This is a genomic window from Bradyrhizobium barranii subsp. barranii (assembly GCF_017565645.3).
Classification (GTDB): domain Bacteria; phylum Pseudomonadota; class Alphaproteobacteria; order Rhizobiales; family Xanthobacteraceae; genus Bradyrhizobium; species Bradyrhizobium barranii.
Window position 1 is genome coordinate 161,242 of the sequence record NZ_CP086136.1, and the last position, 24,446, is coordinate 185,687.

Sequence of the window (24,446 nt, forward strand, 5' to 3'; positions counted from 1 at the left end):
ATGCGAAGGGACGATGCCGCTCGATGCAGACGCAATTCGCCGCGGCTGCCGCGGTGAAGTGACGGCGGCGACGCAGCTCTGCGGCGCCGAACTCGGCCGATTCAAGGCTGTCGCCGCCGAAGATGGTCCGCTCACGGTGGCCTGCACGCAGCAGGCAGCGTTGTTTTCGCAGGTTGCTTCCGAAAATAATCGTGCGAATTCGATACAGTTTGCCAACATCCGCGAGACCGCCGGATGGTCTGGCGATGCCGACCGCGCGGGACCGAAGATGGCCGCGCTGCTGGCGGCCGCGGCCGAAGTCACCGCACCCACGTCGATGGTCCAGCTGGAAAGCAGCGGAGTCATCCTGATCTACGGCCGCGACGAGGCCGCGATCGAGGCTGGCGACTTGCTGAAGGAGCATCTCGACGTCACCGTGCTGATTGCGCCGCCAGCCGCGATCGCACCGCCACGTAACGCCGACTATCCGATTGCCAAGGGCCGGATAACGAGTGTCAAGGGACACCTGGGCGCGTTCGATGTCGTGGTCGACGATTTCGCCGAAGCCGCACCGTCCTCGCGTCGAGCCCTGACGTTCGGCGCGTCGCGCAACAACGCCCGTTCGAGCTGCGACATCGTCCTCGACTTGACCGGCGGGCCGGCGCTGGTTCCTGCCGACTTGCGCGACGGCTATCTGCGCGCGGATCCCGGCAGTCCCGCAGCAATCCTCCAGGCCGTGCTGAAAGCGCGCGACCTCGTCGGGACCTTCGAGAGCTGGCTCCGCAAATTCGGACAGTAGCTTGAGTGGATTTTCTGCCTGACAGCGGCGAGGATTCTTGCTGCGAATCAGGAGCGAAGATGACGAAGAAGAGCCGCCGGACGCATTCTCCGGCATTCAAGGCGAAGGTTGCTTTGGCTGCGGTCAAAGGCGACAAGACACTGGCGGAGCTGGCGCAACTGTTTGATGTTCATCCGAACCAGATCACGATCTGGAAAAACCAGCTCCTGGAAGGCGCCGCCGGCGTGTTTGGGCATGACAAGACATCGGCCGAGACGCCGGTCGATTTGAAGGCGTTACATGCCAAGATCGGCGAGCTGGCGTTGGAAAACGATTTTTTGTCCGGCGCGCTCACCAAGGCGGGCCTGCTGAGCGCAAAGCGATGATCGACCGCGATCATGATCTTTCTATCGTGCGCCAGGCGAAGGTCCTGAAGCTGGCTCGCAGCACGGTCTACTATGAACCTCGGCCAGTTTCGGCCGAGGACCTTGCCTTGATGCGTCGGCTCGATGAGCTGCATCTCGATTATCCCTTCGCGGGAGCGCGTATGCTGCGATCGTTGCTGCGGCGGGAGGGCGTATACGCCGGTCGCCGCCACATCGCGACGCTGATGAAGCGCATGGGGATCGAGGCGGTCTATCGTCGCCCGAACACGAGCAAGCCGGCTCCGGGTCACAAGATCTACCCGTACCTGTTGCGCGGATTGAAGATCGAGCGGCCCGACCATGCGTGGGCAATGGACATCACCTACATTCCGATGCGGCGTGGCTTCGTCTATCTCGCGGCGGTCGTCGATGTGTTCAGCCGACGGGTCCTGGCCCATCGCGTCTCGATCACAATGGAGGCGGCCTTCTGCGTCGAAGCGGTCCAGGAGGCGTTGGCGAAGCACGGCAGGCCCGAGATTTTCAACACGGATCAGGGCAGCCAGTTCACCAGCCTCGAGTTCACCGATGTGCTGCTGGACGCGAAGATCGCCATCAGCATGGACGGCAAGGGCGCCTGGCGCGACAACGTGTTTGTCGAGCGGCTCTGGCGCACGGTCAAATACGAAGAAGTTTATCTCCGCGCCTACGACAGCGTGTCCGAGGCGCGAGCGTCAATTGCCAAGTATCTGGCCTTCTACAATCAGGGACGCCCTCACTCGAGCCTTGACGGGCGCACGCCCGACGAGGCTTACTTCGGCACGCAAGCTATGGTGATGGCCGCATGACCGTCGCCGACGGTTTTGTCGTCGCTCTGGTCGGGCTACGCCCTCCCGACGCAACGACAAAACCGTAAAGCCCCGCGTTCAGCATAACCCGGCAGGAATCCACTTAAATCCAGCGGGGCGCTGTCCAAACAACCGGGGCCAGCTCTTCGAGAAGCCGCGCTACATCACCTTCGACGCCGGGCTTTGCGCACATTCGCGCTCGAAGCGGACCGGCTGCACCCGCTGTCTCGATTCCTGTCCGGCCGGCGCAATCACACCTGCCGGCAACCATGTGGCGATCGACGCCAACATCTGCGCGGGCTGCGGCCAATGCGCGACGGCCTGTCCCACCGGCGCCGCGTCCTATGCGCTGCCGGCGGAAGACGCGCTGGTCAGAAAGCTGCGTGCCATGCTGCTCGCATACCGTCAGGCGGGCGGCGAGCGGGCCGTTGTCCTCGTCCATGACGAAAGCCACGGCGCGCCGCTGATCGACGCGCTGTCGCGGTTCGGCGACGGCTTGCCCGCGAACGTGCTGCCGTTCGCGGTCAACGAGGTCACGCAAGTCGGGTTGGAGAGCATCATCGCGGCTTTCGCCTATGGCGTGTCGGCGGTGCGTTTCCTGCTGCGGGCCAAGCCGCGCCACGACGTCTCCGGATTGACGCGGACGGTCGCGCTCGCCGATCCGATCCTTGCCGGACTCGGCTTCGGCCCGGCCCGGCTTTCCGTCATCGCGACCGACGATCCGGACCAGCTGATCGAAGCGCTCCGCACCGCGCCGGCCGACGCGCCCGCCCCGCGCCCTGCGAGCTTCCGCGCCGTAGGCGGCAAGCGCGACGTGCTGCGCTTTGCGCTGGCCGAACTGCACCGCGCGGCGCCTGCACCCGTCGATGTCATTCCGTTGCCCGAAGGCGCGCCGTTCGGGACCGTCGAGATCGATGCTGCCGGCTGCACACTTTGCCTGTCCTGCGTGTCGGTCTGTCCGACGAGTGCCCTGCGCGACGACCCCGAGCGCCCGGCATTGCGTTTTGTCGAAGACTCCTGCGTTCAGTGCGGCCTGTGCCGGACGACGTGCCCGGAAAACGTCATCACACTGGTCCCGCAGATTGATTTCCGTGCCAGTCGGGCGCCAGCCCGCCTTCTCAAGGAAGAGGAGCCGTTTTGCTGCATCCGCTGCGGCAAGCCATTCGGCGTCAAGAGCAGCATCGAGCGTGTGGTCGCGAAGCTCGAAGGCCAGCACTGGATGTATTCGGGCTCGGCGCAGCGGCTCGACGCCATCAAGATGTGCGGCGACTGCCGCGTCGGCTTCGTCGCCGAACAAGGTTTTGAATCTTATGGCGCAACTGGCCCGACCGTCCGCACCACCGACGATTACCTGCGTGACCGGGACGGGAAGCGAGACCCGGACGGCCGCTCCAACTGAATTGCCCGGTTCAGGTTGGTCCGAGCGCCATCGCGCTATTCAGCCGGCGTGGCCGAGGCTTGCCGGCCTTCCGCTTCGAGCTTTTCGGCGAGCCAGCGGTCGTGATGCTCTCTCGCCCAATTGATATCGACCTCGCCCGTACCCATGGCTTCGAACGCGCCTTCCATGCCGAGCGTGCCGATATAGATGTGTCCCAGGATCAGCGCGATGAAAAGGATCGCGATGACGGCGTGGGCGACCTGGGCGATCTGCATGTCGGCAATGTTAGTGCCGTAGAAGGGAAACAGCAGCACGAATCCCGATGCGGAGACCAGGAGGCCGGCTGCGACCGACAGCCAATAGACCATTTTCTCACCGAGATTGAAGCGGCCTGCAGGCGCATGCTTCGACTTGATGAAGCCGCCACCCTGCTTGACCCAGTCAATATCGACTCGCTTGAACAGATTGTCCCGGAAGAAAAGCACCGTGATCAAAACGAGGCCCGCCACGAAGGCGAAGCTCGTGAAATTGTGCACGTACTTCGCGACCTGGGAGATGTCCGAGAATAGTTCCGGGCCGACGAGCGGCCGCAGCAGGATCTTGCCGAAGGTGACATTCAGGCCGGTCAATCCGAGCAGCACGAAAGAGACCGCTGTCAGCCAATGCGCGAACCGCTCGAAAGCCTTGAAGCGGACGATCGTCTGCCCGGAGCGCCCCGCCTCGATGCGAAGCCGGCCCATGATCAGATAGGCCAGCGCGAGCACGGCAAGCATGCCGACGATCACCACCGCCCCACCCCAGTGCAGCAGGACCTCGTGGAAATAATCCCAGGTCCGTCCCGCCGGCTGCATCAACACGCTGGCTTTGACATCTGGAATGTCGATCCGGCCCTGGATGCGCGGCACTTGCTCGAGAAGCGTCTTCTGATTGGCCACACTGGCGGTCGGATTGGGCGCCCCGTCGGGACCGAGCTTCTGGGCGAGCACCGGGGCTGTCGTGAGACCGAACAGCATCAACAACAGCGCTACGAAGCGAATGCGTGCGAAAGCCGTCATGACGGATACCCAATCTTCGTCCCTAATCGTCGCGGTAAGCGCAGGTCCCTTATGACTTGACGTCCTCGTGATAGGCGGTTGTCCAGCCCCAGGCTCCGGAGCCGTAGCCGCGCTTCTCGACGCGCTCCTCGTAGATCTGGGCGATGATGTCGCCATCGCCGGCGAGTAGCGACTTGGTCGAGCACATCTCGGCGCACATCGGCAGCTTGCCTTCGCCGAAGCGGTTCGAGCCGTATTTCGCATATTCTTCGGCGCTGCCCGGCGCCTCCGGTCCGCCGCCGCCCGCGCAATAGGTGCACTTGTCCATCTTGCCGCGCGAGCCGAAGTTCCCGACCTGGGGATATTGCGGCGCTCCGAACGGGCAGGCGTAGAAGCAATAGCCGCAGCCGATGCACAAATCCTTGTCGTGCAGGACGATGCCGTCTTCGGTCGGATAGATGCACTTGACCGGACACACCGACGCGCAAGGCGCATCGGTACAGTGCATGCAGGCCATCGACACCGACCGCTCGCCGGGCTTGCCGTCATTGATCGTGACGACGCGCCGCCGATTGATGCCCCAAGGCACTTCGTTCTCGTTCTTGCAGGCGGTCACACAGGCATTGCAGTCGATGCAACGGTCCGCATCGCACAGGAATTTCATGCGTGCCATTGGTCTAACCTCTCATGCGGCCCTGATCTGACACAGCGTGGCTTTCGGCTCCTGCATGCCGGTGGCAGGATCATAGCCATAGGTCGTCAGCGAGTTGTTGCTCTCGCCGAGCACGATGGGATCGGCTCCCGTTGGATATTTCGCCCGAAGGTCGGCTCCCTCGTACCAGCCGGCGAAATGGAACGGCATCCAGGCAACGCCCTTGCCGACGCGTTCAGTCACCTGTGCCTTCATCCGGGCCCGCGAGCTGTTCTCTGCACCGGTCACCCAAACCCAGCCGCCATCGACGATGCCGCGCTCGGCTGCGTCCGCCGGGTTGATCTCGACGTACATGTGCTGCTTCAGTTCGGCGAGCCATCTGTTGGACCGCGTTTCCTCGCCACCGCCTTCGTATTCAACCAGACGGCCCGAGCTCAGGATCAGCGGGAACTGCTTCGAGATTGCGCGATCGACGGCGGCCTTCTGCACGGAGAAGCCGATATTGGGCACGCGGAATTGCTTCGCGTCCGGCAAGGTCGGATAGTCGGCGACGAGGTCGGGACGCGGCGTGTAGATCGGCTCGCGATGCACCGGAACCGGATCGGGAAGATTCCACGCAATCATGCGTGCCTTGGCGTTTCCGTAAGGCGAACACCCGTGTTCGATCGCGACGCGCTGGATGCCGCCGGACAGATCGGTCGACCATGACACCTTGTCGGGATCGGCCGGATTGATGCGCTCGATCACCTCGCGTTCTTGCGCCGTGAGGTCCTTGTCCCAGCCGAGTTTCTTCAGCACGCCAAGGGTGAACTCGGGATAACCGTCCTTGATCTCCGAACCAACGGAGTACGAGCCTTCGGCAAGAAGATTATCGTGATCTTCCCGCTCCACCTCCTGCCCGTTCTCCATCACCTTGCGCTTCACGACGCGCTCGACTCCGAACCGCGCGCGGAAGGTGCCGCCGCCCTCCTTCACCGGAAGGTTGGTATTGTAGAGGATCGGCGTGCCCGGATGCCTGTACTCGGGCGTGCCCCAGCACGGCCATGGCAGGCCGTAATAATCTCCACCAACCTCCGGATCATCCTTCGGCGCCCGCAGCGTCACCAGGTCGAACTTGTGCTGGTTTCTCATGTGGGCCTTGAGCCGCTCCGGCGACTGGCCGCAATAGCCCGTCGACCAGCCGCCGCGGTTGATCTCGCGCAGGATGTCCTCCGCCGAGACCGCGCCGTTCTCGACCTTGATGTTCTTGAACATCAGGTCGGCAAATCCGAACTTGCGGGCGAACAGGTACATGGTGTCGTAGTCGTTCTTCGATTCGAAGACCGGATCGACGATCTTTTCGCCCCATTGCAGGGAGCGGTTGGAGTTGGTGCGCGAACCTTCCATCTCGAAGCTCGTGCAGGCCGGCAGGAGGTACGTGCCGTTCTTGCGCTCCGACAGCACCGACCATGCGGTCGGATAGGGATCGCAGACCACCAGCAACTCCAGCTTCTCGATGCCCTTCACCGCTTCCGGCATCCGCGTGATGGTGTTGACGCCATGGCCCATGATGAACATGGCCTGCACCGGATTGGGCTGGCTGATCTGATTCTTCGGGAGCAGGGTTGCGTCGAACCAGCGCGTGCTGGGAATGCCAGGCGTTTCCATCAGCTTTTTGTCGGGGAAGCGCGACTTCATCCAGTCGTAGTCGACCTCCCATACCCGGCACCAATGCCGCCAGGCCTCCTCGGCAAGACCGTAGTACAGCGGCAGCGACGTGACATCGAGACCGAGATCGGTTGCACCCTGCACGTTGGTGTGGCCGCGGAAAATGTTGGCGCCTGCGCCGGGCAGCCCCATGTTGCCGGTGGCGAGCAGCAACAGGCAGCTGGCGCGGACATTGGCGGTGCCGGTGGTGAACTGGGTCTGCCCCATCGCCCAGATAAGCGTGGACGGCTTCTGTTTGGCGAACAGTTCGGCGACATGCTTGACCTGCGCCTCCGGCAGGCCGGTCACGCGCTCGACCTCCTTGGGCGGCCACTTCGCAACCTGCTTCCGAACCTCATCCAGGCCATAGACGCGCTGAGCGAGGAATTCCTTGTCCTCCCAGCCATTCTCGAAAATGTGCCACAGCATGCCGTAGATCGTGGCGATATGCGTGCCGGGGCGAACCCGGACGTATTCGGTCGCGTGCGCAGCGGTCCGCGTCATCCGGGGATCGACCACGATCATGTTGGCGCGGTTGAGCTCCTTGCCTTCAAGAATGTGCTGCAGGGAAACCGGATGGGCCTCGGCGGGATTGCCGCCCATCAACAGGATGGTCTTGGCGTTGCGGATGTCGTTGTAGCTGTTGGTCATCGCGCCGTAGCCCCAGGTATTGGCTACACCGGTGACCGTCGTGGAGTGGCAGATCCGCGCCTGATGATCGGAGTTATTGGTGCCCCAGAACGCCGCAAGCTTGCGATTGAGATAAGCGGCCTCGTTGGTGAACTTGGCGGAGCCAAGCCAATAGACCGAGTCGGGCCCCGCCTTCTGGCGGATATCCAGCAGCTTGTCGCCGATCTCGTCGATCGCCGTCTCCCAGGAGATGCGCGTCCACTGTCCGTTGACGAGCTTCACGGGGTAACGCAGGCGTCGTTCGTTCAACACGTCGTCGCGAACTGCCGCACCCTTGCAGCAATGCGAGCCGCGATTGATCGGACTGTCGTAGTCGGGCTCCTGCCCGATCCATACGCCGTTGGCGACCTTGGCAATCACCGAGCAACCGACCGAGCAGTGCGTGCAGACGTTCTTGCGGGTCGTGACCGTTGCGCCGACAGGTGGCGGCGGACCGGCTTCGGCCTTGCGCACGCTGTGCAGCGCGAGCTCACCCACCGCGGCCAATGCACCGGCCGTGACTCCAGAGCGCTTCAGGAACGTCCGTCGGTCCAGTTTCGCCGATGCTGCGTCGGCCGCCGCATCGAAAAGCCTGGCACGCTCCGGACGACGATCGGACTTCCTGATCAGCACGGAAGTCTCCTATCGAGTGGGATAGCTGTTGACGCGATAGAAATTCCTGACTTCCTGGGAGTCAGGTCGATAGCGAGCCTTCCGCTTCTGATCGAGATCAACGGGCTTTGCGGAAGCCGCCGCCGGCAACAATTGGCCGGCACCCAACGCACCGGCACCGGCACCGACAATCGTCAGCCGAAGCACGTCACGTCGAAGAAGCTTTGGCGCTTGATCATTCTTCAACGAAGCACACTCCCTGTCGGGGTCAGGCCTTCCCGAAGGCTATCCGAGTTTTGCGCCGGACATCAATCACAGACCTGCGTTGCATAATCTGCAGGAGCAGCCGTGCACGCAGCTTTGCGCTTGTGTTACCGCAGCAAGCAGTCAATCGTCGTCAACATCATTGTTATCAGCCGTTCGGCTCTGCAGATTGTCGTGCGAATTGGAAACGGCGAAACATCGAGCAGGTGATTGCCGGACGGGTGACGTCACACGCGTCGCGAGTGACGAACTCGCGATCGATACGAATGATACGTCGACATCGTGAGCGATCGCCGAAATCCGCGTCGGGTCGAAGTCAATTCTTGGCGCGACGTCGTCACAGGCGAAGGGGCGCTTTCCCCTCGCGATGAGTGCTCAAAGTGACCCGGGGTCGCACCCCTTCGTTGCACAATCGGGGTCACGCAGCACAAGGATGCGATTTATCTGTCTGGAAATGCTGGATATCCAGAAAAAGCTGGTGCGCAGCAAAGGACTCGAACCTTCACGGCCGTTAAGCCACTGGCACCTGAAGCCAGAGCGTCTACCAATTCCACCCACCTGCGCGCCGTTTGGGGCACGGAGGCGGTTACCATGGTTAGGTGACGCGCTTGGCGCAGGACGATGCGCCTCTCTGGCAGCGTCAGAAGTCAACCGTCATTGATAACCACAACGTACGCGGCATGCCGCTGATCACATAACCGGTCGGATTGCCGATCCAATAGCGTTTGTCGAAGAGGTTGGTGAGAGAAGCACGGAACGTGGTGGGTCGTCCCGCCAGCTGGGTCGCGTAACGTGCACCAATGTCGAACGTCATCCAGGCCGGAACACTTTGGATGTTGTCAGCGCTGACATAGGCCTGGCTGGTGTAGATGGTACGCGCCGTCGTGGTCAGCCCGGGCAGGAACGGAGTGTCCCACTCGACACCGAGCTTGCTCTGCCATTCCGGAGCGCCGATGGCACGGTTGCCATCATGGAGGTGCCCTTCAGTCTTTGTCAGCCGCGCGTCGAGGTAAGTCACCCCTCCCAGGACGCGGATCCCGGGCCCGACTTCACCGAACGTATTGAACTCGATGCCCCGGTTCCTTTGCTCACCATCGAGACTGAAGATCCTGGTAACCGGATCGGTCGCGCCGCTCGGCAGGCTGATCTGGAATGCCGCGAGGCTCGCGCCGAAACCTCCGAGATCGAGCTTGGTTCCGACTTCATACTGCTTTGTCTTGAAGGGCGCGAACACCGCATTGGTGTTGGCGGCGCCGGACGGCGGCGTTGGTCCAGGCGTGAGGCCTTCGATGTAGTTGGCGTAGAAGGACAGCTCCTTGATCGGCCGAACCACCAGCGCCACGGAAGGCGACGTGGCGCTCTGATCGTAGTGGGTCGTTTCCAGGCCGCTCACGGGGGCATAGCTGTTCGCGATAACCTGCTGCTGTCGCGCTCCGACGATCACCTGAAGCATCCCGTTCATCATCGAGAGCGTATCGGCAACGCCGACACTTCTCAGACCGAGGAAATCCGACTTCCCCTCAGGGAATGAAGACACCGGGGTGTCCGGACTCGCCAGCAGGGTCGGCGTGTAGATGTTGGTAAGATAGTTTCCGTAATTGGTCTGACCGAGCCAGTCAGTGCGGTTCATGGCGCTGCCGCTGACAACGACCTCATGACCGACCGGACCTGTGTCGAAACGCGCCCGCACGCCGGCTTCGCCCGATACGCCGTCGTTTTTGCCGGTCTGGAAGCGAGAGGTCGAGAGGGCATCGCCTGCTGTGTTTAGAATGGTGGCGCCGGGGGCTTCCTGCTTGTCGAAGGTGAATTGGTTGGCGCCGATTGCGCCGAACACGGTGACATTATTCGACACATCATATTCGGCGCGCGTAAGCCCGGTGAGGCTCTTCGCGCGGGCATAGTCGAACGGCTGGGCGAGGTTGATGCGGGGGTCCGGAGCGTTCGGCACCGCGATGCCAGTGACGGGCGTGTAGCCGCGAGCTGCCGCTTTCATCCAGTCGTCCTGATAGATGACATCGGCGGACCACCTGAAGCGCTCGCCCCGATAGTCAACGCCAAGCGAACCGACTCCGTCGCGTACCGACTGACGGTCGATCGTCGTATTGCCGCCATCGATCCCGCCGTTGAAACGAACGCCCCATTCGCGCTGTTCGCCGTAACGGCGCGCCACGTCGACTTCCGTGCCAAACCGCGCATTCGAGATGTAGCCGGCAGTCAGACGCGTCAGGTCCTCGTTTGCCCGTTTGGTCACGACATTGACGCTGCCGCCGATGCTGCCGGACGGAGCCATGCCATTGAGGAACGCCCCGGGTCCCTTGAGCAGCTCGATGCGCTCGATCGGCGCAGGGTTGATCCGGTAAGCCGGCACGAGGCCGTACAGCCCATTCAGCGCGATCTCGCTGTTCTCGACCCGGAAGCCGCGAATGGTCAGCGCGTCATAGCGATTGCTGCTGCCGATCGCCGCCCGTACCGACGGATCGGAATTGGTCAGGACCTCGGCGACGCTGGTCGCCTGCTGATCGCGGATGGTCTTTTCAGTGTAGCTCGTGAGGCTATATGGCGTTTCCATATAATCCCTGTTGCCGAGCAGGCCGACCTGTCCGCCCCGCGCGACTTGCCCTCCAACGTACGGCACCGGCAACGCTGCCTGTCTTGCTCCAAGCGTGGCCGGCGCGCTCATCACTGGCGCGTTCTCACGTCGCTCTGCCCGCCGCGTCGTCGCAGCGCGCGATGTATTGGATGACCGCTGTCGCCGCGCGAGAGAGGCTCGCTGCTCAGGCGCGACGACGGTCACGGGAGGGAGTGACTGTCCGGACGTCGCCGATTGTTGGCGGCCCGACTGCTGTGCGACGGATGAGGTCGTGGTCAAAAACACTGACACGCACGCAAGCCCAAATGCGCGCGAGAAGGTCACGTCGTTAAGCATGCAGTTCCCGGAGTCTTTTCTTCTTGATGCCCCGTCCCAGACACGAATCGCTTGGGACGAGAGCGACTAAGCATTCGGGAAAATCCATGCCAACTAGAAGGCGTCTAAGCTTCCAGGTGATCCTGGCGCGCCGCTCTACGTTTCGATTTCACATCGCATCGATTGTTGGTAAGCGCGAAAGCTTTTTGCTGCCGCCCGAACGCACGATTCGAAAAACTTCGTAAGACCGCAACGCGCCGGATGTGATCGCGACGAGCCATGAGGCAGACCGCGCGAAACCACCGCGGTCAATTGTCACAGACGCGCAATTGCTGGGGACTCAAGACCCGACATGACATCGCTACTGGTAAATGCATCGCACACCGCCGCGCGGAAGCGACCCAACATGCGATCGCTGCGGACGTGGGCCGGCATCCACCGCTGGACGAGCATCATCTCGACGCTGTTCCTGCTGGTCCTCTCCCTGACGGGCTTGCCGCTGATATTTCAAAAAGAGATCGACGAGGCGTTTGGTTCATCGGGAACGTTGGCCGAAGTCCCGGAAAGCAAGGGCGCGCCAACGCTTGATTCCATCGTCGCGGCAGCGCTGGCGCGACACCCCGGCGATACGATGATCTCACTCGAATTTGCAAAGCGGTGGCCGATCGTAGAGACGCGCTCGGCGCCAACCCCGGATGCCGGCCCCACCCGGATCCACCGCGAGGCGATCGACCTTCGCACCGGTCAGCTCACAACGATGCCGCAACGGCGTAGTCCCGTGATGCAATTCCTGCATACGCTGCACGCGGATTTGTATCTGGGGCTGCCCGGCGGCTTGTTCCTTGCCGGCATGGCACTCGTCGTCATCGCCTCTGTCGTCTCGGGCTTGATACTCTATCCGCCATTCGTCCGCCGATTTGGATTTGGCACGGTTCGCACGAACAAGAGCCGAAAACTATTGTGGCTCGACCTGCACAATCTGACGGGCATCATTACGATGGCATGGCTGCTCCTCGTTGCCACGACCGGAGCAATCAACACCCTGCATGGCCCCGTTTCCACTTCGGTAAGGACAGCCATGTCCGACGAGATTCGGCGGCGGGTCGCCATGACACCGGCAGGGCAAATGGAAGAGGTCGATCGGCCTGGGTCAATCGAAGCTGCGATTGCTGCTGCCCGCGGCAAGGTGCCAGCAGCGCGAGTGATGTCGTTGTTGTTCCCGAACGCTGAGATCAGTCCGTCCAACCACTACGTCGTTCTGATGAAGGACGGACAAATGATGACACAGGAGCTGTTCTACGCGGTGCTCATCGACGCCCGTACCGGTGGCGTGTCTGACGTATTCGAGCCGACGGGTGTCACGAAGGCGCTGCTTATCGCCGAGCCGTTGCATTTTCCGACGACGTTTCCCGGCCTGGCGCCCAAGCTCGTCTGGGCGTTTTTCGACATCGTGACGATCATGGTGCTGGTGAGCGGTTTGTATTTGTGGGCCAGCACACCGGGCGGTCGCATCCAGCGCAAACGCCCTGCGAAATAGGAAGCGCGGGTGCCGACACGGCGAGCGTATTCTTGCAAGCCAGGAGCCCGCGGCCGCCATCGTCGCCAGGAGGGAGCGGATGGGTTGAGCGCGCTCGCCGGGCGAGACAAAACCACCCGTGGCCAAGGGAGCCGTCCAAGCACGCAGATGGGGCTCAACTAACTGGAATTGCTCATTTTCCAGAATTGTATGGTGCCCAGGAAAGGACTCGAACCTTCACGGCCGTTAAGCCACTGGCACCTGAAGCCAGCGCGTCTACCAATTCCACCACCTGGGCATGCCGTTTGGGGCACGGAGGCGGTTACTACGGTTCGGTGACGCGGTTGTCAAATGCTGCTTGGCACCTGCGCGGGGATGCGGATTGCGCATCGCAAACCGGCCCGATACAAGCCTGATAACACGCACTCTTTCCGCAGGAATGGACCCCAGGAATGGATCCCATGGCATCGAATCTGGAAACTCTCGTCACGGTTTTCGGCGGATCGGGGTTTTTGGGCCGGAATGTCGTCCGCGCGCTGTGCCGGCGGGACTACCGGGTCCGCGTCGCGGTGCGGCGGCCGGAACTGGCCGGGTACCTCCAGCCGTCCGGCAAGGTCGGGCAGGTCCACACCGTGCAGGCGAATCTGCGCTATCCGGCGTCGGTCGAGGCGGCGCTGCGTGATTCGCATGTCGTGATCAATCTGGTCGGCATCCTCACCGAGGGCGGCGCGCAGAGCTTTGACGCCGTCCAGGCCAGGGGCGCCGAGACCGTCGCCAAGGCAGCGGCCGCCGCCGGCGCGCGCCTGGTGCATGTCTCCGCGATCGGCGCCGATGCGGAATCGCCCTCGCGCTATGCCAAGGCCAAGGCGGCCGGCGAGGCGGCGGTGCTGGCCGCGGTGCCCTCGGCCACCATCTTCCGTCCCTCCGTGATGTTCGGCCCCGAGGACCAGTTCACCAACCGTTTTGCCGCGCTGGCGCGGATGTCGCCGGTGCTGCCGCTGATCGGCAGCGAGACCAGGATGCAGCCGGTCTATGTCGGCGACGTCGCCACCGCGATCGCGGATGCGGTCGACGGCAAGGCCAAGGCGGGCGCGACCTACGAGCTCGGCGGTCCGGAAGTGCTGACCATGCGCGAGATCATCGAGGCCATTTTGGCCATCACCGACCGCAAGCGGGCGCTGGTCCCGCTGTCGTTCGGCCTTGCTCGCTTCCAGGCCAACTTCCTGCAATTCGCGCCGGGCGCGCTGAAGCTTACGCCGGACCAGGTCACGCTGCTCGAGCACGACAATGTCGTGTCGGAGGCGGCCAAGGCGGCGGGGCTGACGCTGGAAGGCCTCGGCATTGCCGCGGATTCGCTGGAGGCCATCGCCCCGCAATATCTCTGGCGTTTTCGCGCGGCCGGGCAGTTCCAGCGAATGAGCGTTTGAGGCTTTTCTTCACCTCGCCCCGCCTGCGGGGAGAGGTCGGATCGCTCTTGCGATCCGGGTGAGGGGGTACAGGTCCCTCGCCAGTTGTATGCGCGGAGAGAGGCCCCTCACCCCAACCCTCTCCCCGTAAGAACGGGGCGAGGGAGTGCACCGCCGACGTGGCCGCGGTGCGAACCTTCAAGCCTCAAAACTTCAGCTTCTTGAACACCGCTTCCGGCAGCGTCTTGATGATCAGCATCACGAGACGCCATTTGCCGCTGACATAGATGACGTCGGTCTTCTTCTCGACGGCGTTGAGGATCGCATCGCCGACGACCGGCGCCTCGACGGTGAGCGGGCCGATCAGCTTCATGCCCTCCGTCATTTTTGTGCGGACGAAGCCGGGCTTCACCGTGACGACGTGAACGCCACCGCGGCTGGCGCGGGCGCGCAGGCCCGACAGGAAGGCGGAGAAGCCTGCTTTCGCCGATCCGTAGACATAATTGGAGGCACGGCCGCGATCGCCGGCGACCGAGGACACGCCGACAATCGTGCCACTGCCGCGCGCCAAAAATTTCTCTGCGAACAGGCCGAGGATCAACGACGGGCCTTCGTAGTTCGAGCGCATGATCGTGGTGGCGTGCGCGAGATCGCTCTCGGCATTTTGCTGCACGCCCAGTAGGCCGACGATCGAGATGACGACATCAGGCAACGCAGCAAGGCCGCTCACAAAGCCCTCGAACGAAGCGGTATCGAGCACATCGAATGTGCGGAGGCCAACCTCGACATTGTAGCGCGCGCGCAGATCGGCCGCATCAGGCTCGAGTGCGGCGACGTCACGGCCCGCGAGGGCGACATCGTATCCGGCCTTGGCAAAGGCGCGCGCGGCGGCGCGGCCGATATCGGAGGAGCCACCGAGCACAATTGCGGATTTGCGTGACGTCACGGCTTAAACCTCATCGAACAGGCGTTGTGAAAGTTTTGAGCGGATGGTCCCGGCGGGATCGAGCGATTTGCGGATCGCGTTGAAGCGCCGCAAGGCCGGATAGCCGGCTTCGAACGTGGCGCGCGACTGGCGGGCATCCTTGGCCAGATAAAGCCGGCCGCCGGCGGCGACGACCAGGCGGTCGATCTCGTCGAGGAAATTCAGGATGTCGCCCTTCACCGGGAAATCCAGCGCCAGCGTGTAGCCGGGCAGCGGGAACGACAGGATGCCGTCGCCCTGACCAAGTTTCTTGAGCACCGCGAGGAAGGAGGCATCGCCGCGCCGGGCGACGCGATCGAGGATCTCGCCGAGCACGGCGCGGGCGCCCAGCTCCGGAATCACGCATTGATGCTGGAGGAAGCCGCGCCGGCCGTAGATGCGGTTCCAGTCGGCGATGCTGTCGAGCGGGAAGAAATAGGGATAAAGCGAGACCACATGGCCGCCGCCGGCGCGCCGCGCGCCCATGCGGTAGTAGAGCTCGTTGAAGGCGCGGATGCTGTAGCGGTTCAGCGTCATCGACGGCAGGTCGACGGGCACCGCGAGGCCGGGATTTTTGCCGGCGGGAAATGCACCGGCGCCGTCGGCAATCTCGCCCGTCCTTGCGTGCTCGCCGAGATAGATCAGCGAGCGGCCGAGATCGCTGCCGCGTGCGGCACAATCGATCCAGGCCACCGAATAGGTCGCGGAATCGCCCGCATCGAGCGCGCGCATCGCGGCATCGAGATCGGATGCGGAGATCACCCGCTCGCGGATCCACCCCGTTTCGACCGGTCGTAGCCGCATCGTCGCCTCGAGGATCACCCCGGTGAGGCCCATGCCGCCGACGGTCGCGAAGAAGGCATCGGAATTCTGTTCGCGCGAGGCCTCGATGGTCTCGCCCTGCCCGGTGCGCAGCAGGATGCTGTCGACATAGCGGCCGAAACCGCCCTCGCAATGATGGTTCTTGCCGTGGACATCGGCGGCAATGGCACCGCCGACCGAGACGAAGCGCGTTCCGGGAACCACGAAGGGCAGGAAACCGCGCGGACCAAAGGTGTCGATTAGGTCTGACAGCAGCACGCCGGCTTCGAGGCGGATGCGCCCGGTCACGGGATCGAACGACCGGACCCGGTCGAACCCCGTCATCGCGACGGTTCTGATGGCGCCGATCGCGGCATCGCCATAGGCGCGGCCATTGCCCCTGGCCACGGAGCCCGTCACCACGGCTTCGCCCACGGCCTCGAACGACCGCGGCCGCAGCAGCTCGCTATCGACGACCGGGAAACGCCCCCAGCCGCTGACGAGGGTCATGGCTCAGCTCCTGTGCCGGGCGCGCGCCGCCCTGCTCTGGAAACTGCCTACCGATCAAAAGCTTATATTGCGTTGAGGCGCGTCAGTGAGTTTTCGAGAGGTTAACGGCCGAGCGCCAGCGCGATCAGGCCGAGCGTGCCGACGATGACGCGCCACCAGGCGAACACCGCGAAGCCGTGGCGGGTGACGTAGCTCAAGAACGTCTTCACCACGATGATCGCGGTGATGAACGACACCACGAAGCCGATCGCGACGATGCCCATGTGGTCCATCGTCATCTCGGAGCGGTTCTTGTAGAAATCGTAGGCGAACGCGCCGATCATGGTGGGGATGGCGAGGAAGAACGAGAACTCCGCCGCCGCGCGCTTGTCGGCGCCCAGAAACATCGCGGCGACGATGCTGGCGCCGGAGCGCGACACGCCCGGGATCATCGCGATGCACTGCGCGATGCCGATATAGAGATACATCAGCAGCGGAAAGCGGGTGGCGTCATGCTCGCGCGCCTTGAGATCGAGCCGATCGACCCACAGCAGGATGGCGCCGCCGACGATCAGCGAGAAGCACACGACCCAGGGATTGAACAGCAGGCTCTTGATGTATTTGCCGGCGACGAGACCGACGATGACCGCGGGCAGGAACGCCACCAGCACGCCGATCACGAAGCGGCGCGCATAGGCGTCGCCGGTGAACATGCCGATCGCGACGTCCCACAATTTCTTGAAGTACAGCACAACGATCGCGAGGATCGCGCCGAGCTGGATCAGAACGGTAAACGAATCCCAGAACGCGCCTTCGCCGAGATGGAAGAAGCGCTCCGCGAGCAGAAGGTGGCCGGTCGAGGACACGGGAAGGAACTCGGTCACACCCTCGATGATGCCGAGGATCACTGCCCGTATTGCGTCTGACATATTTACGGTCCATTTCCGCTGGAAAAGCGGGGCTCTTCTCGCCTATTCGTCCTGCTCTCGCAATCGCAAAATGCGACGTAACGCCCTTGCCTCGCGGTTTTGAAGGACTAGTGTGGCGCCGCACAAACATTGATGGAATCTTAATCACCATCAAATAGTCAAAGGCTTCATGTTTACGCTGTTTCATCATCCGTTCTGCCCGCATTCGCGTTTCATCCGCCTGATCGCGGGAGAATACGGGCTCGAATTGCGGCTGGTCGAAGAACGCAGCTGGGAGCGGCGCGAGGCATTTCTGCTGCTCAATGCGGCCGGCACCACGCCCGTCCTGGTGGACAAGGAACAATCGCCCATACCGGGCGCGGCGATCATCGCCGAATATGTCGACGAGGCCTATGGCGCCGACATGGGACCGAAGCGCCTGATGCCGGAAACGGTCGCCGAGCGCGTCGAGGTGCGCCGGCTGATGGCCTGGTTCAACGAAAAGTTCTTCGAGGAGGTCTCGCATCCTCTGGTCACCGAGCGCATCTACAAGCGCTTCATGAGCGAGGAGAACGGCGGCGGCGCGCCCTCGGCCGACGTGATGCGAGCCGCCAAGGCCAACGTGCGCTATCATCTGGCCTATATCGGCTGGCTGGCGCAGACGCGGAACTTCCTCGCCGGCGACCGGCTCACCTACGCGGATCTCGCCGCCGCGGCGCACCTCTCGGCGATCGACTATCTGGGCGACGTGCCATGGAGCGAGGACGACGCAGCAAAGGCGTGGTACGCGCGGGTGAAATCCCGCCCGTCGTTCCGTCCGCTGCTGAGCGAATGGCTGGCGGGCGTGCCGGCATCGCGGACCTACGTGGACCTGGACTTCTGAATTCCGATCCAACCGAATTGAAGGCAGCGCTTGCAAACGAGGCACGCGCGCTCGGCTTCGACTGCATCGGCATCACCGCATCCGGCACGATCGAAAACGCCGGAAAGCATTTTCTCGAATTCATCGCCTCGGGCGGCCATGGCGACATGGACTGGCTTGCAGCACACCCCGAGCGCCGCGTCGATCCGCGCGGGCTGTGGCAGGACGTACGCAGCGTCATCATGCTCGGCGTCAATTACGGGCCCGACCAGGATCCGCTCGCGATCCTGCAGCAGCGCACGCGCGCGGCGATCTCGGTCTATGCGCAGGGCGACGACTATCACGATCTCATCAAGAAGCGTCTGAAGGCATTGGCGCGCTGGCTGGTGGCGACCGCGCCATCGGACGTAAAGGTGTTCGTCGACACCGCGGCGGTGATGGAGAAGCCGTTGGCGCAAGCCGCGCATCTCGGCTGGCAGGGCAAGCACACCAATCTCGTCTCGCGCGAGTTCGGCTCCTGGCTATTCCTCGGCGCAATCTACACGACGCTCGAGCTGCCGCGCGACGACGCCGAGATCGATCATTGCGGCTCGTGCCAGGCGTGCCTCGACATCTGCCCGACGTCGGCGTTTCCGGCGCCCTACAAGCTCGATGCACGGCGCTGCATCTCGTATCTCACCATCGAGAACAAGGGACCGATCCCGCGCGAGCTTCGCAAAGCCATCGGCAACCGCATCTATGGCTGCGACGATTGCCTTGCGGCCTGTCCCTGGAACAAGTTCGCGCAGGAGGGACGCGAGGCAAAGCTCGCCGCGCGCGACGAATTGCGCGCGCCGTCGCTTGCCGAACTCGCACGCCTCGACGATGCATCGTTTCGCGCGCTGTTCACGAAGTCGCCGGTCAAGCGCATCGGCCGCGACCGCTTTTTGCGGAACGTGCTGGTCGCGATTGGTAACTCCGGTGAGGCAGCGCTGGCGGAAGAAGCGCGGCGATTGCTGGGCGATGAGAGCGCGTTGGTACGTGGCGCTGCGGTGTGGGCGCTGGAACAGCTGGTGTCGCGGGAAGAGTTCGATGCAATGAAGTCCGCGGCGGCGAGCATAGAGCACGACGACAGCGTGCGTGAGGAGTGGCAGGCCGCTTCCTAATTCTCGGTGTCATGCCCCGGCTTGACCGGGGCATCCAGTACGCCGCGGCCCATCGGTTCAATCACGACCGCCTCGGAGTACTGGATCGCCCGATCAAGTCGGGCGATGACAGCGTTGTTGTGGCGACAGCGCTCTGCTTCTGATCCTCACCCTGAGGATTGAGGGACCTTGATTTCCTCACGCGTTTCCTCAAAGTCGCGCGTCATGACAAACATGCCTTTCTTCACCCGCGACGGCGATACATACCATCCGACGGAAGTGGCCAACGGTCCCTGGGATCCGAAATCGCTGCACGGACGCGTCATCGTCGGACTGCTCGGCTTCGCCATCGAGGAGCGCCATTCCGGCCCCGAATTCGTCCCCGCGCGGCTCACGGTCGACATGTTTCGGCTGCCGACCATCGACAAGCCGATCGAGGTGACGACGCGGCTGGTGCGCGACGGACTACGCATTCGCGTGGTCGAGGCCGAATTTGTCTCCGGCGGCGTCAGCATGGCGCGTGCCTCGTGCCAGCTGCTGCGCAAAACGCAGAATCCGGACGGCAACGTCTGGTCGCCGCCGAACTGGGATGTGCCGAAGCCGGATGACATTCCCAAGCCCACCGATCCCAGGCTCGGCATGAACGGCAAATGGACGACGCGGCCGATCGTCGGCCATATGGGCTCGCTCGGTCCGCGCCGGCTCTGGATGAGCGAGGTGCGCGAGCTCGTGGCCGGCGTGCCGATGACGCCGTTCGTGCATGTCGCTGTCGGCGCCGATTTCGCAAGCCCCTTTGCGAACGCCGGCGACAACGGGCTCGGCTACATCAACAGCGACGTGACGATCTATCTGCATCGCCTGCCGGTGACGAACTGGATCGGCTTCGACGTGGTCAATCACCAGGCGACCGACGGTGTCGCGATCGGCGAATGCTGGCTCTACGACGAGCAAGGCCCGATCGGCACCGCCACCGTCGCCGCGCTGGCGCAGCGCAAGCCGATGGCGAATCCGTCGAAGCGGTAATCGTTACTGTCATTCCGGGGCGCGCGCAGCGCGAGCCCGGAATGACAAGAGGAGAGGGGCCGCGCGGCTACGCCAGGTGCCGCTTCATCTCCGGCCGCGCTTTCAGCTCGGCGCCCTGCTTGCCGACGATCTTCGCAATCCGTTCCGGCGCAAACTTCAGATCGACGAACGCCGGCGCGGTGTTGGCGACCTCGTGATAGCTCACGATCCTGCCGTCGCGCAGCGTCATGATCGCGACGCCCTCGAACATCGCCCGCGCGCCGTTCGCTTCCGGCAGGGTCGAGCGATAACTGAAGGTGTATCGCGCATAGAGCGTGGTGCCGTCGGTGACGGGATCATGCATGTCCCAGCGGAAATCGGTCGCCGTGCGATAGAACCAGTCGTCGACCATCGCTGCGATCTTTTCGCGGCCTTCGAAGGCGCCGTAGAAGACGTCGTGATAGACGCCGTCCTCGGTGAAGAGATCCGCGAAGGCTTTTCCGTTACGCTGTTCGACGGCGTCGCAAAAGGTGCGCAGCATCGTGGTGGCGGTCATTGTATTTGCCTCCCAGTGTTTCTTGTTGTGCCCTCTCCCCTTGTGGGAGAGGGCAGCTCCGCTCGTTGACACGCATTCACTTGGGTGAGGGGTCTGTCTCCGCGAGTCCAACTCTCATTCGGACGTGCAGAGACAACCCCTCATCCGGCGCTTCGCGCCACCTTCCCCCACAAGGGGGGAAGGAAGAAAACTCTCACCCGATCTCGGCCACCGCGGCAAGAATGCGGGCGATGTCCTGCGAGCGGGAGAGGCGGTGATCGCCGTCCTGGATCATGGTCAGCACGACGTCGTCGGCCGGCAGGCGATGCGTCAGCGCGAATGCGTGCTGCCAGGGCACATCCGGATCCTGCGCGCCCTGGAGGATGCGGACGGGACAGCCGAGATCGATGGCGCTGCCGAGCAGCAAATGATTGCGGCCTTCCTCGATCAGATTCCGCGTGATCGGATAGGGCGAGCCATCGCCATAGTCCGACGGCCGCAGCCAGAAGCCCTTGGTCTCGATTTCTTTCTTCACCGCGGGCGAAAAATTCTTCCACATCAGCTCCTCGGTGAAGTCGGGTGCCGGCGCGATCAGCACTAGGCCCGCAAGCGACGCTTTACTGGCCCGCTTCCTGATCTCGCGCGCGAGCAGCAGCGCCATCCAGCCGCCCATGGAGGAACCGATCAGAACCTGCGGGCCGTCGCAGAACCGCTCGAACACCGCCCCGCTGTCCTCGAGCCAGCTTCCGATGGTTCCATCGGCGAAATCGCCGCCGGATTCGCCATGGCCGGAGTAGTCGAACCGGACCGCGGCGCGGCCGTGGTCCGCGGCCCAGGCATCCAGCGCCACGGCCTTGCTGCCCTGCATGTCCGACTTGAACCCGCCGAGCCAGACCAGTCCGGGTCCTCGACCGGCGCGGCTGCGCACCGCGATCCTGCGTGCGGACGGGCCCTCGCCCACATCGATGAAGCCGAGCACGGCTTCAGGAATTGCATTGCTCATGGAACGTTTACTCTGGTTGTTCGGTTTGAACTGTCTGGATGCGTTCCGAGGCCCAGCCCAGCATCGCTATTGCCCTTTGGGACGCTTGCGGAACAGAAGCAAGGTGTCTATGTCCTGCAGCGTGCCCATGGGCGTGACCAAAATGCCTCGCATTTGAGGCTTTTTCGCCTCCCGCACGCGACTTGCTTGCCCGCAAACGCATCTTCCTTCAGACTAGCCGCCTCTTTCACAATTTTGGAGAACCACCCATTCGCCGTCCCAATAAAGCCCCGCCCGTTGCCAGCAAAGACGGGCCGCGCATCAATGATGATATTCGCAATGCGCAAATCCAGCTGATCGATCAGACCGGTGACAACAAGGGCACGGTCGAAACCGTCATGGCCATCCGTATGGCCCAGGAAGCTGGCATGGATCTGGTCGAGATTTCGCCGAATGTCAGCCCTCCCGTCTGCAAGATCATGGACTACGGGAAGTACAAGTATTCCGCCCAGAAAAAGGCCGCCGAAGCCCGCAAGCGGCAGAAGATCGTCGAGATCAAGGAGATCAAGCTCCGCCCGATGATCGACGACCACGATTACGACGTGAAGATGCGCGCGATGCAGCGGTTCTTCGAAGAGGGCGACAAGGTCAAGATCACGCTGCGCTATCGCGGCCGCGAAATGGCGCACCAGGAGATCGGCACCAAGCTTCTGGACAAGATCAAGAACGACGTCGCCGAGCTCGCCAAGGTCGAGCAGGACGCCAGGTTCGAGGGCCGTCAGGTCGTCATGGTGCTGGCGCCGCGCTGACGTCCGTTTTTCAGGACTGAGAGTTCAACGGCCCGTCCGGATTTCCGGCGGGCCGTTTGTGTATCAGGACCGGGTCGCATGCCAGATGCCGCTGCAGCGGTCGCCGGAAATGATGCCGTTCCAGGAGCCTGCACCGGCCACCCCGCCGAGCCGGCCGCCTCCACTGGCGTGGGACGCGCCGACCGAGACCTGGACCGCGACGGCGCCGCCGCGACGAACCGTGCCGGAGACCCGGCCGCCGCCGGCGGATGACACCCGGCCGCCGGTGACGGTGAAGGGGACGCTGTAACCGGAACTGCAATTGCCCCGCGTGGTGGCGAAAGTGACATTCCAGATGCCGTCATAGCTGCCGATACGGGCGTCGGCGGTCGAGGGCAGCATGGCCGTGGCGAGCACGGCAAGCAGCGCCAGGCGGCGCGGGCGGGCGAGGTCCGTCAAGGACGAAAGCGATCGGGGAAAATGGGCCATTTTGGTCTTGCTCCAGGCGACACGGCTTGGACATATGGGCGGTAACTCCGAATAGTCGCCGGGCAGGTTTCGGCGGTTCAGCGTTGCCATTTGGCTTGTCCTCTGTCATAAGCCCAGCCTTCATCGCCCGGCTGATTAAGGGCTGCCGTGGCGGTGTCCGTGCGGGTTTCGCGCTTGTTCGTAAAACCTGAGCACAATCAACGCTCTAACGAGCATTTTTGACGGCCAGCCGCCTTCGCGGGCGGATTTCTGTGGCCATTAGGAGAGCCAAATGCCCAAGCTGAAGACCAAATCGGGCGCTAAAAAGCGCTTCAAGGTGACTGCTACCGGCAAAGTGATGCACGCCCAGCGCGGCAAGCGTCACGGCATGATCAAACGGACGAAGAAGCAGATCCGTCAGCTGCGCGGCACTCGCGTGCTGTTCAAGACCGACGGCGACAACGTCAAGAAGTACTTCTTGCCGAACGCCTGATCGCGTCCAAGATCGTCGAAGATCATTGCCACCTCCGCCGCGCTCGCGCGGCGATCCGAAAACCAAGTCATCTCTGAAGGATTTTGTCATGTCTCGCGTCAAACGCGGTGTGACCGCACACGCCAAGCACAAGAAAGTCTACAAGGCCGCCAAGGGCTTCTATGGCCGCCGCAAGAACACCATCCGCGCCGCCAAGCCGGCCGTGGAAAAGGCCCAGCAGTACGCGTTCCGTGATCGCAAGCGCAAGAAGCGGACTTTCCGCGCGCTCTGGATCCAGCGTCTCAACGCCGCTGTGCGTCCGTTCGGCCTGACCTACAGCCGATTTATCGACGGTCTCGCCAAGTCGGGCATCACCGTGGACCGCAAGGTGCTGTCGGATCTCGCGATCCACGAGCCCGCGTCGTTCCAGGCGATCGCCGAGAAGGCCAAGGCGGCGCTGGCCGCCTAAGCGGCTGCTTCAGAGCAAGCCCAGCACTAACGGCCGGCTCCGCCGGCCTTCAGCGCACGTCGCGAGTAACGCTGGGCGACCTCCGCCCGGCAGAAGGCCGTGGCCGAGATATACATGGTGCCGGACTTGTTTCGGTACTTCCGGTCGCAGACCCGCAACTCGCGCTGATAGCTGAGCTTCTGCGGCGTTCTCAGCCGGCCGACAAAATCGGCCTCGCACTTCTTCTCGACCGCTTCGCCGAATTGCACGTCGCCGCTGGCGCCGTATGCGCAAGCATCGAACAGCGTCATGGCACGGTCGCAGCTCGGCGCCGCGTTCAGGACCGCGATGATGTCATCCATCGACGTCGATTTGGCCGGGCATTCCTCCGCGGCGTGAGCCGCGCTCCCCAAAAGAACCAAGCTCAAGCCGACCACCCAGGATCGTAAACGCATCGTCTTCTCCCTCGACTTCAGGTTGGTGCCAGCCATGCCTATAGGGTTCAAATGCCCTG

The 24,446-nt window shown here is 63.2% G+C and carries 21 protein-coding genes, 2 tRNA genes and 1 pseudogene; 11 read left to right on the forward strand and 13 right to left on the reverse strand.

All coding sequences use genetic code 11. The features are described from left to right. Positions 1 to 13: 13 nt before the first annotated feature. The 3 genes and pseudogenes from J4G43_RS00715 to J4G43_RS00725 form a co-directional block, all read left to right on the forward strand. Positions 14 to 778, forward strand: coding sequence for a hypothetical protein (locus J4G43_RS00715; protein WP_225004562.1), 765 nt, complete (start codon positions 14 to 16; stop codon positions 776 to 778). A gap of 59 nt (positions 779 to 837) precedes the next feature. Further along, positions 838 to 1,967 (forward strand): IS3-like element ISRj2 family transposase gene (locus J4G43_RS00720; protein WP_129557670.1). Its coding sequence is split into 2 segments (ribosomal slippage): positions 838 to 1,090 and positions 1,090 to 1,967, totalling 1,131 coding nucleotides; the frame shifts between segments, so codons are not numbered across the junction. 145 nt (positions 1,968 to 2,112) lie between these two features. After that, positions 2,113 to 3,366, forward strand: a pseudogene (locus tag J4G43_RS00725) (4Fe-4S dicluster domain-containing protein); the annotation flags it as partial. Positions 3,367 to 3,401: 35 nt separating this feature from the next. On the opposite strand, the gene J4G43_RS00730 reads toward J4G43_RS00725, so the two are convergent. The 5 genes from J4G43_RS00730 to J4G43_RS00750 all read right to left on the reverse strand — a co-directional run bounded on the left by J4G43_RS00730 (position 3,402) and on the right by J4G43_RS00750 (position 10,942). Continuing rightward, the gene (locus J4G43_RS00730; RefSeq protein ID WP_208083772.1) at positions 3,402 to 4,400 is read right to left on the reverse strand and encodes a formate dehydrogenase subunit gamma; all 999 of its coding nucleotides are present in this window, start codon (positions 4,398 to 4,400) and stop codon (positions 3,402 to 3,404) included. Positions 4,401 to 4,449: 49 nt separating this feature from the next. Then, the gene (fdh3B, locus tag J4G43_RS00735) at positions 4,450 to 5,052 is read right to left on the reverse strand and encodes a formate dehydrogenase FDH3 subunit beta (protein WP_014490880.1); all 603 of its coding nucleotides are present in this window, start codon (positions 5,050 to 5,052) and stop codon (positions 4,450 to 4,452) included. 12 nt (positions 5,053 to 5,064) lie between these two features. Beyond that, positions 5,065 to 8,019: a formate dehydrogenase subunit alpha gene (locus J4G43_RS00740; RefSeq protein WP_208083773.1), complete on the reverse strand. Its 2,955-nt coding sequence runs from the start codon at positions 8,017 to 8,019 to the stop codon at positions 5,065 to 5,067. A gap of 719 nt (positions 8,020 to 8,738) precedes the next feature. After that, positions 8,739 to 8,826 (reverse strand) — tRNA-Leu (locus tag J4G43_RS00745). A 76-nt stretch (positions 8,827 to 8,902) separates the two neighbouring features. Beyond that, on the reverse strand, positions 8,903 to 10,942 hold the full coding sequence (locus tag J4G43_RS00750; protein ID WP_208083774.1) for a TonB-dependent receptor: 2,040 nt from the start codon (positions 10,940 to 10,942) through the stop codon (positions 8,903 to 8,905). A gap of 577 nt (positions 10,943 to 11,519) precedes the next feature. Between J4G43_RS00750 and J4G43_RS00755 the strand changes: the two genes are divergently transcribed. After that, positions 11,520 to 12,704, forward strand: a complete 1,185-nt coding sequence (locus J4G43_RS00755) for a PepSY-associated TM helix domain-containing protein (RefSeq protein WP_208083775.1) — start codon at positions 11,520 to 11,522, stop codon at positions 12,702 to 12,704. 190 nt (positions 12,705 to 12,894) lie between these two features. Here J4G43_RS00755 and J4G43_RS00760 read toward each other — a convergent pair. Continuing rightward, positions 12,895 to 12,981, reverse strand: a tRNA-Leu gene (locus J4G43_RS00760). 163 nt (positions 12,982 to 13,144) lie between these two features. Here J4G43_RS00760 and J4G43_RS00765 point away from each other — a divergent pair. Continuing rightward, positions 13,145 to 14,110 carry a complex I NDUFA9 subunit family protein gene (locus J4G43_RS00765; RefSeq protein WP_208083776.1) on the forward strand — a complete coding sequence of 322 codons (966 nt, stop codon included), beginning with the start codon at positions 13,145 to 13,147 and terminating at the stop codon, positions 14,108 to 14,110. 184 nt (positions 14,111 to 14,294) lie between these two features. Here J4G43_RS00765 and J4G43_RS00770 read toward each other — a convergent pair whose 3' ends face one another. From J4G43_RS00770 to J4G43_RS00780, 3 genes are all read right to left on the reverse strand, one after another. Continuing rightward, positions 14,295 to 15,035, reverse strand: a complete 741-nt coding sequence (locus J4G43_RS00770; RefSeq protein WP_208083777.1) for an SDR family oxidoreductase — start codon at positions 15,033 to 15,035, stop codon at positions 14,295 to 14,297. 3 nt (positions 15,036 to 15,038) lie between these two features. Beyond that, a complete protein-coding gene (locus J4G43_RS00775; protein WP_208083778.1) occupies positions 15,039 to 16,364 on the reverse strand; it encodes an FAD-binding oxidoreductase in 1,326 nt (441 codons plus the stop codon). A gap of 101 nt (positions 16,365 to 16,465) precedes the next feature. Next, entirely contained in the window at positions 16,466 to 17,272 is an 807-nt protein-coding gene (locus J4G43_RS00780) for an undecaprenyl-diphosphate phosphatase (protein ID WP_063980219.1), read from the reverse strand. A gap of 169 nt (positions 17,273 to 17,441) precedes the next feature. Here J4G43_RS00780 and J4G43_RS00785 point away from each other — a divergent pair, with 169 nt between their 5' ends. The 3 genes from J4G43_RS00785 (at position 17,442) to J4G43_RS00795 (ending at position 20,260) form a co-directional block, all read left to right on the forward strand. Continuing rightward, positions 17,442 to 18,134 carry a glutathione S-transferase family protein gene (locus J4G43_RS00785; protein WP_063980220.1) on the forward strand — a complete coding sequence of 231 codons (693 nt, stop codon included), beginning with the start codon at positions 17,442 to 17,444 and terminating at the stop codon, positions 18,132 to 18,134. Continuing rightward, positions 18,083 to 19,258, forward strand: a complete 1,176-nt coding sequence (gene queG, locus J4G43_RS00790) for a tRNA epoxyqueuosine(34) reductase QueG (RefSeq protein WP_208083779.1) — start codon at positions 18,083 to 18,085, stop codon at positions 19,256 to 19,258. Before J4G43_RS00785 ends, queG begins: the two co-directional genes overlap by 52 nt. A gap of 204 nt (positions 19,259 to 19,462) precedes the next feature. Beyond that, positions 19,463 to 20,260, forward strand: a complete 798-nt coding sequence (locus tag J4G43_RS00795) for an acyl-CoA thioesterase domain-containing protein (protein WP_208083780.1) — start codon at positions 19,463 to 19,465, stop codon at positions 20,258 to 20,260. A 67-nt stretch (positions 20,261 to 20,327) separates the two neighbouring features. On the opposite strand, the gene J4G43_RS00800 is transcribed toward J4G43_RS00795, so the two are convergent. Further along, entirely contained in the window at positions 20,328 to 20,795 is a 468-nt protein-coding gene (locus tag J4G43_RS00800; RefSeq protein ID WP_208083781.1) for a nuclear transport factor 2 family protein, read from the reverse strand. A gap of 193 nt (positions 20,796 to 20,988) precedes the next feature. Continuing rightward, entirely contained in the window at positions 20,989 to 21,777 is a 789-nt protein-coding gene (locus J4G43_RS00805; RefSeq protein ID WP_208083782.1) for an alpha/beta hydrolase, read from the reverse strand. Positions 21,778 to 22,025: 248 nt separating this feature from the next. Here J4G43_RS00805 and infC point away from each other — a divergent pair, with 248 nt between their 5' ends. Beyond that, positions 22,026 to 22,565, forward strand: a complete 540-nt coding sequence (gene infC / locus J4G43_RS00810; RefSeq protein ID WP_071917037.1) for a translation initiation factor IF-3 — start codon at positions 22,026 to 22,028, stop codon at positions 22,563 to 22,565. Positions 22,566 to 22,628: 63 nt separating this feature from the next. On the opposite strand, the gene J4G43_RS00815 is transcribed toward infC, so the two are convergent. Beyond that, positions 22,629 to 23,033 carry a hypothetical protein gene (locus tag J4G43_RS00815; protein WP_085404991.1) on the reverse strand — a complete coding sequence of 135 codons (405 nt, stop codon included), beginning with the start codon at positions 23,031 to 23,033 and terminating at the stop codon, positions 22,629 to 22,631. A 271-nt stretch (positions 23,034 to 23,304) separates the two neighbouring features. Here J4G43_RS00815 and rpmI point away from each other — a divergent pair, with 271 nt between their 5' ends. Together rpmI and rplT are read left to right on the forward strand one after the other, a co-directional pair. Next, positions 23,305 to 23,505 (forward strand): 50S ribosomal protein L35, encoded by a 201-nt coding sequence (rpmI, locus tag J4G43_RS00820; RefSeq protein ID WP_008539890.1) that lies wholly within the window; start codon positions 23,305 to 23,307, stop codon positions 23,503 to 23,505. 88 nt (positions 23,506 to 23,593) lie between these two features. Further along, positions 23,594 to 23,953 (forward strand): 50S ribosomal protein L20, encoded by a 360-nt coding sequence (gene rplT, locus J4G43_RS00825; RefSeq protein WP_014490867.1) that lies wholly within the window; start codon positions 23,594 to 23,596, stop codon positions 23,951 to 23,953. Between the two features lie 26 nt (positions 23,954 to 23,979). On the opposite strand, the gene J4G43_RS00830 is transcribed toward rplT, so the two are convergent. Beyond that, positions 23,980 to 24,387, reverse strand: a complete 408-nt coding sequence (locus tag J4G43_RS00830) for a hypothetical protein (RefSeq protein WP_028148823.1) — start codon at positions 24,385 to 24,387, stop codon at positions 23,980 to 23,982. Positions 24,388 to 24,446 lie beyond the last annotated feature (59 nt).

Bases quoted from the DNA above. Each gene is read 5' to 3' on its own strand.
- J4G43_RS00715 (WP_225004562.1), top strand. From the start codon at position 14: ATGCCGCTCGATGCAGACGCAATTCGCCGCGGCTGCCGCGGTGAAGTG.
- J4G43_RS00730 (WP_208083772.1), bottom strand. From the start codon at position 4,400: ATGACGGCTTTCGCACGCATTCGCTTCGTAGCGCTGTTGTTGATGCTG.
- fdh3B (WP_014490880.1), bottom strand. From the start codon at position 5,052: ATGGCACGCATGAAATTCCTGTGCGATGCGGACCGTTGCATCGACTGC.
- J4G43_RS00750 (WP_208083774.1), bottom strand. From the start codon at position 10,942: ATGAGCGCGCCGGCCACGCTTGGAGCAAGACAGGCAGCGTTGCCGGTG.
- J4G43_RS00755 (WP_208083775.1), top strand. From the start codon at position 11,520: ATGACATCGCTACTGGTAAATGCATCGCACACCGCCGCGCGGAAGCGA.
- J4G43_RS00765 (WP_208083776.1), top strand. From the start codon at position 13,145: ATGGCATCGAATCTGGAAACTCTCGTCACGGTTTTCGGCGGATCGGGG.
- J4G43_RS00775 (WP_208083778.1), bottom strand. From the start codon at position 16,364: ATGACCCTCGTCAGCGGCTGGGGGCGTTTCCCGGTCGTCGATAGCGAG.
- J4G43_RS00780 (WP_063980219.1), bottom strand. From the start codon at position 17,272: ATGTCAGACGCAATACGGGCAGTGATCCTCGGCATCATCGAGGGTGTG.
- J4G43_RS00785 (WP_063980220.1), top strand. From the start codon at position 17,442: ATGTTTACGCTGTTTCATCATCCGTTCTGCCCGCATTCGCGTTTCATC.
- queG (WP_208083779.1), top strand. From the start codon at position 18,083: ATGGCTGGCGGGCGTGCCGGCATCGCGGACCTACGTGGACCTGGACTT.
- J4G43_RS00795 (WP_208083780.1), top strand. From the start codon at position 19,463: ATGACAAACATGCCTTTCTTCACCCGCGACGGCGATACATACCATCCG.
- J4G43_RS00800 (WP_208083781.1), bottom strand. From the start codon at position 20,795: ATGACCGCCACCACGATGCTGCGCACCTTTTGCGACGCCGTCGAACAG.
- J4G43_RS00805 (WP_208083782.1), bottom strand. From the start codon at position 21,777: ATGAGCAATGCAATTCCTGAAGCCGTGCTCGGCTTCATCGATGTGGGC.
- J4G43_RS00815 (WP_085404991.1), bottom strand. From the start codon at position 23,033: ATGGCCCATTTTCCCCGATCGCTTTCGTCCTTGACGGACCTCGCCCGC.
- rpmI (WP_008539890.1), top strand. From the start codon at position 23,305: ATGCCCAAGCTGAAGACCAAATCGGGCGCTAAAAAGCGCTTCAAGGTG.
- rplT (WP_014490867.1), top strand. From the start codon at position 23,594: ATGTCTCGCGTCAAACGCGGTGTGACCGCACACGCCAAGCACAAGAAA.
- J4G43_RS00830 (WP_028148823.1), bottom strand. From the start codon at position 24,387: ATGCGTTTACGATCCTGGGTGGTCGGCTTGAGCTTGGTTCTTTTGGGG.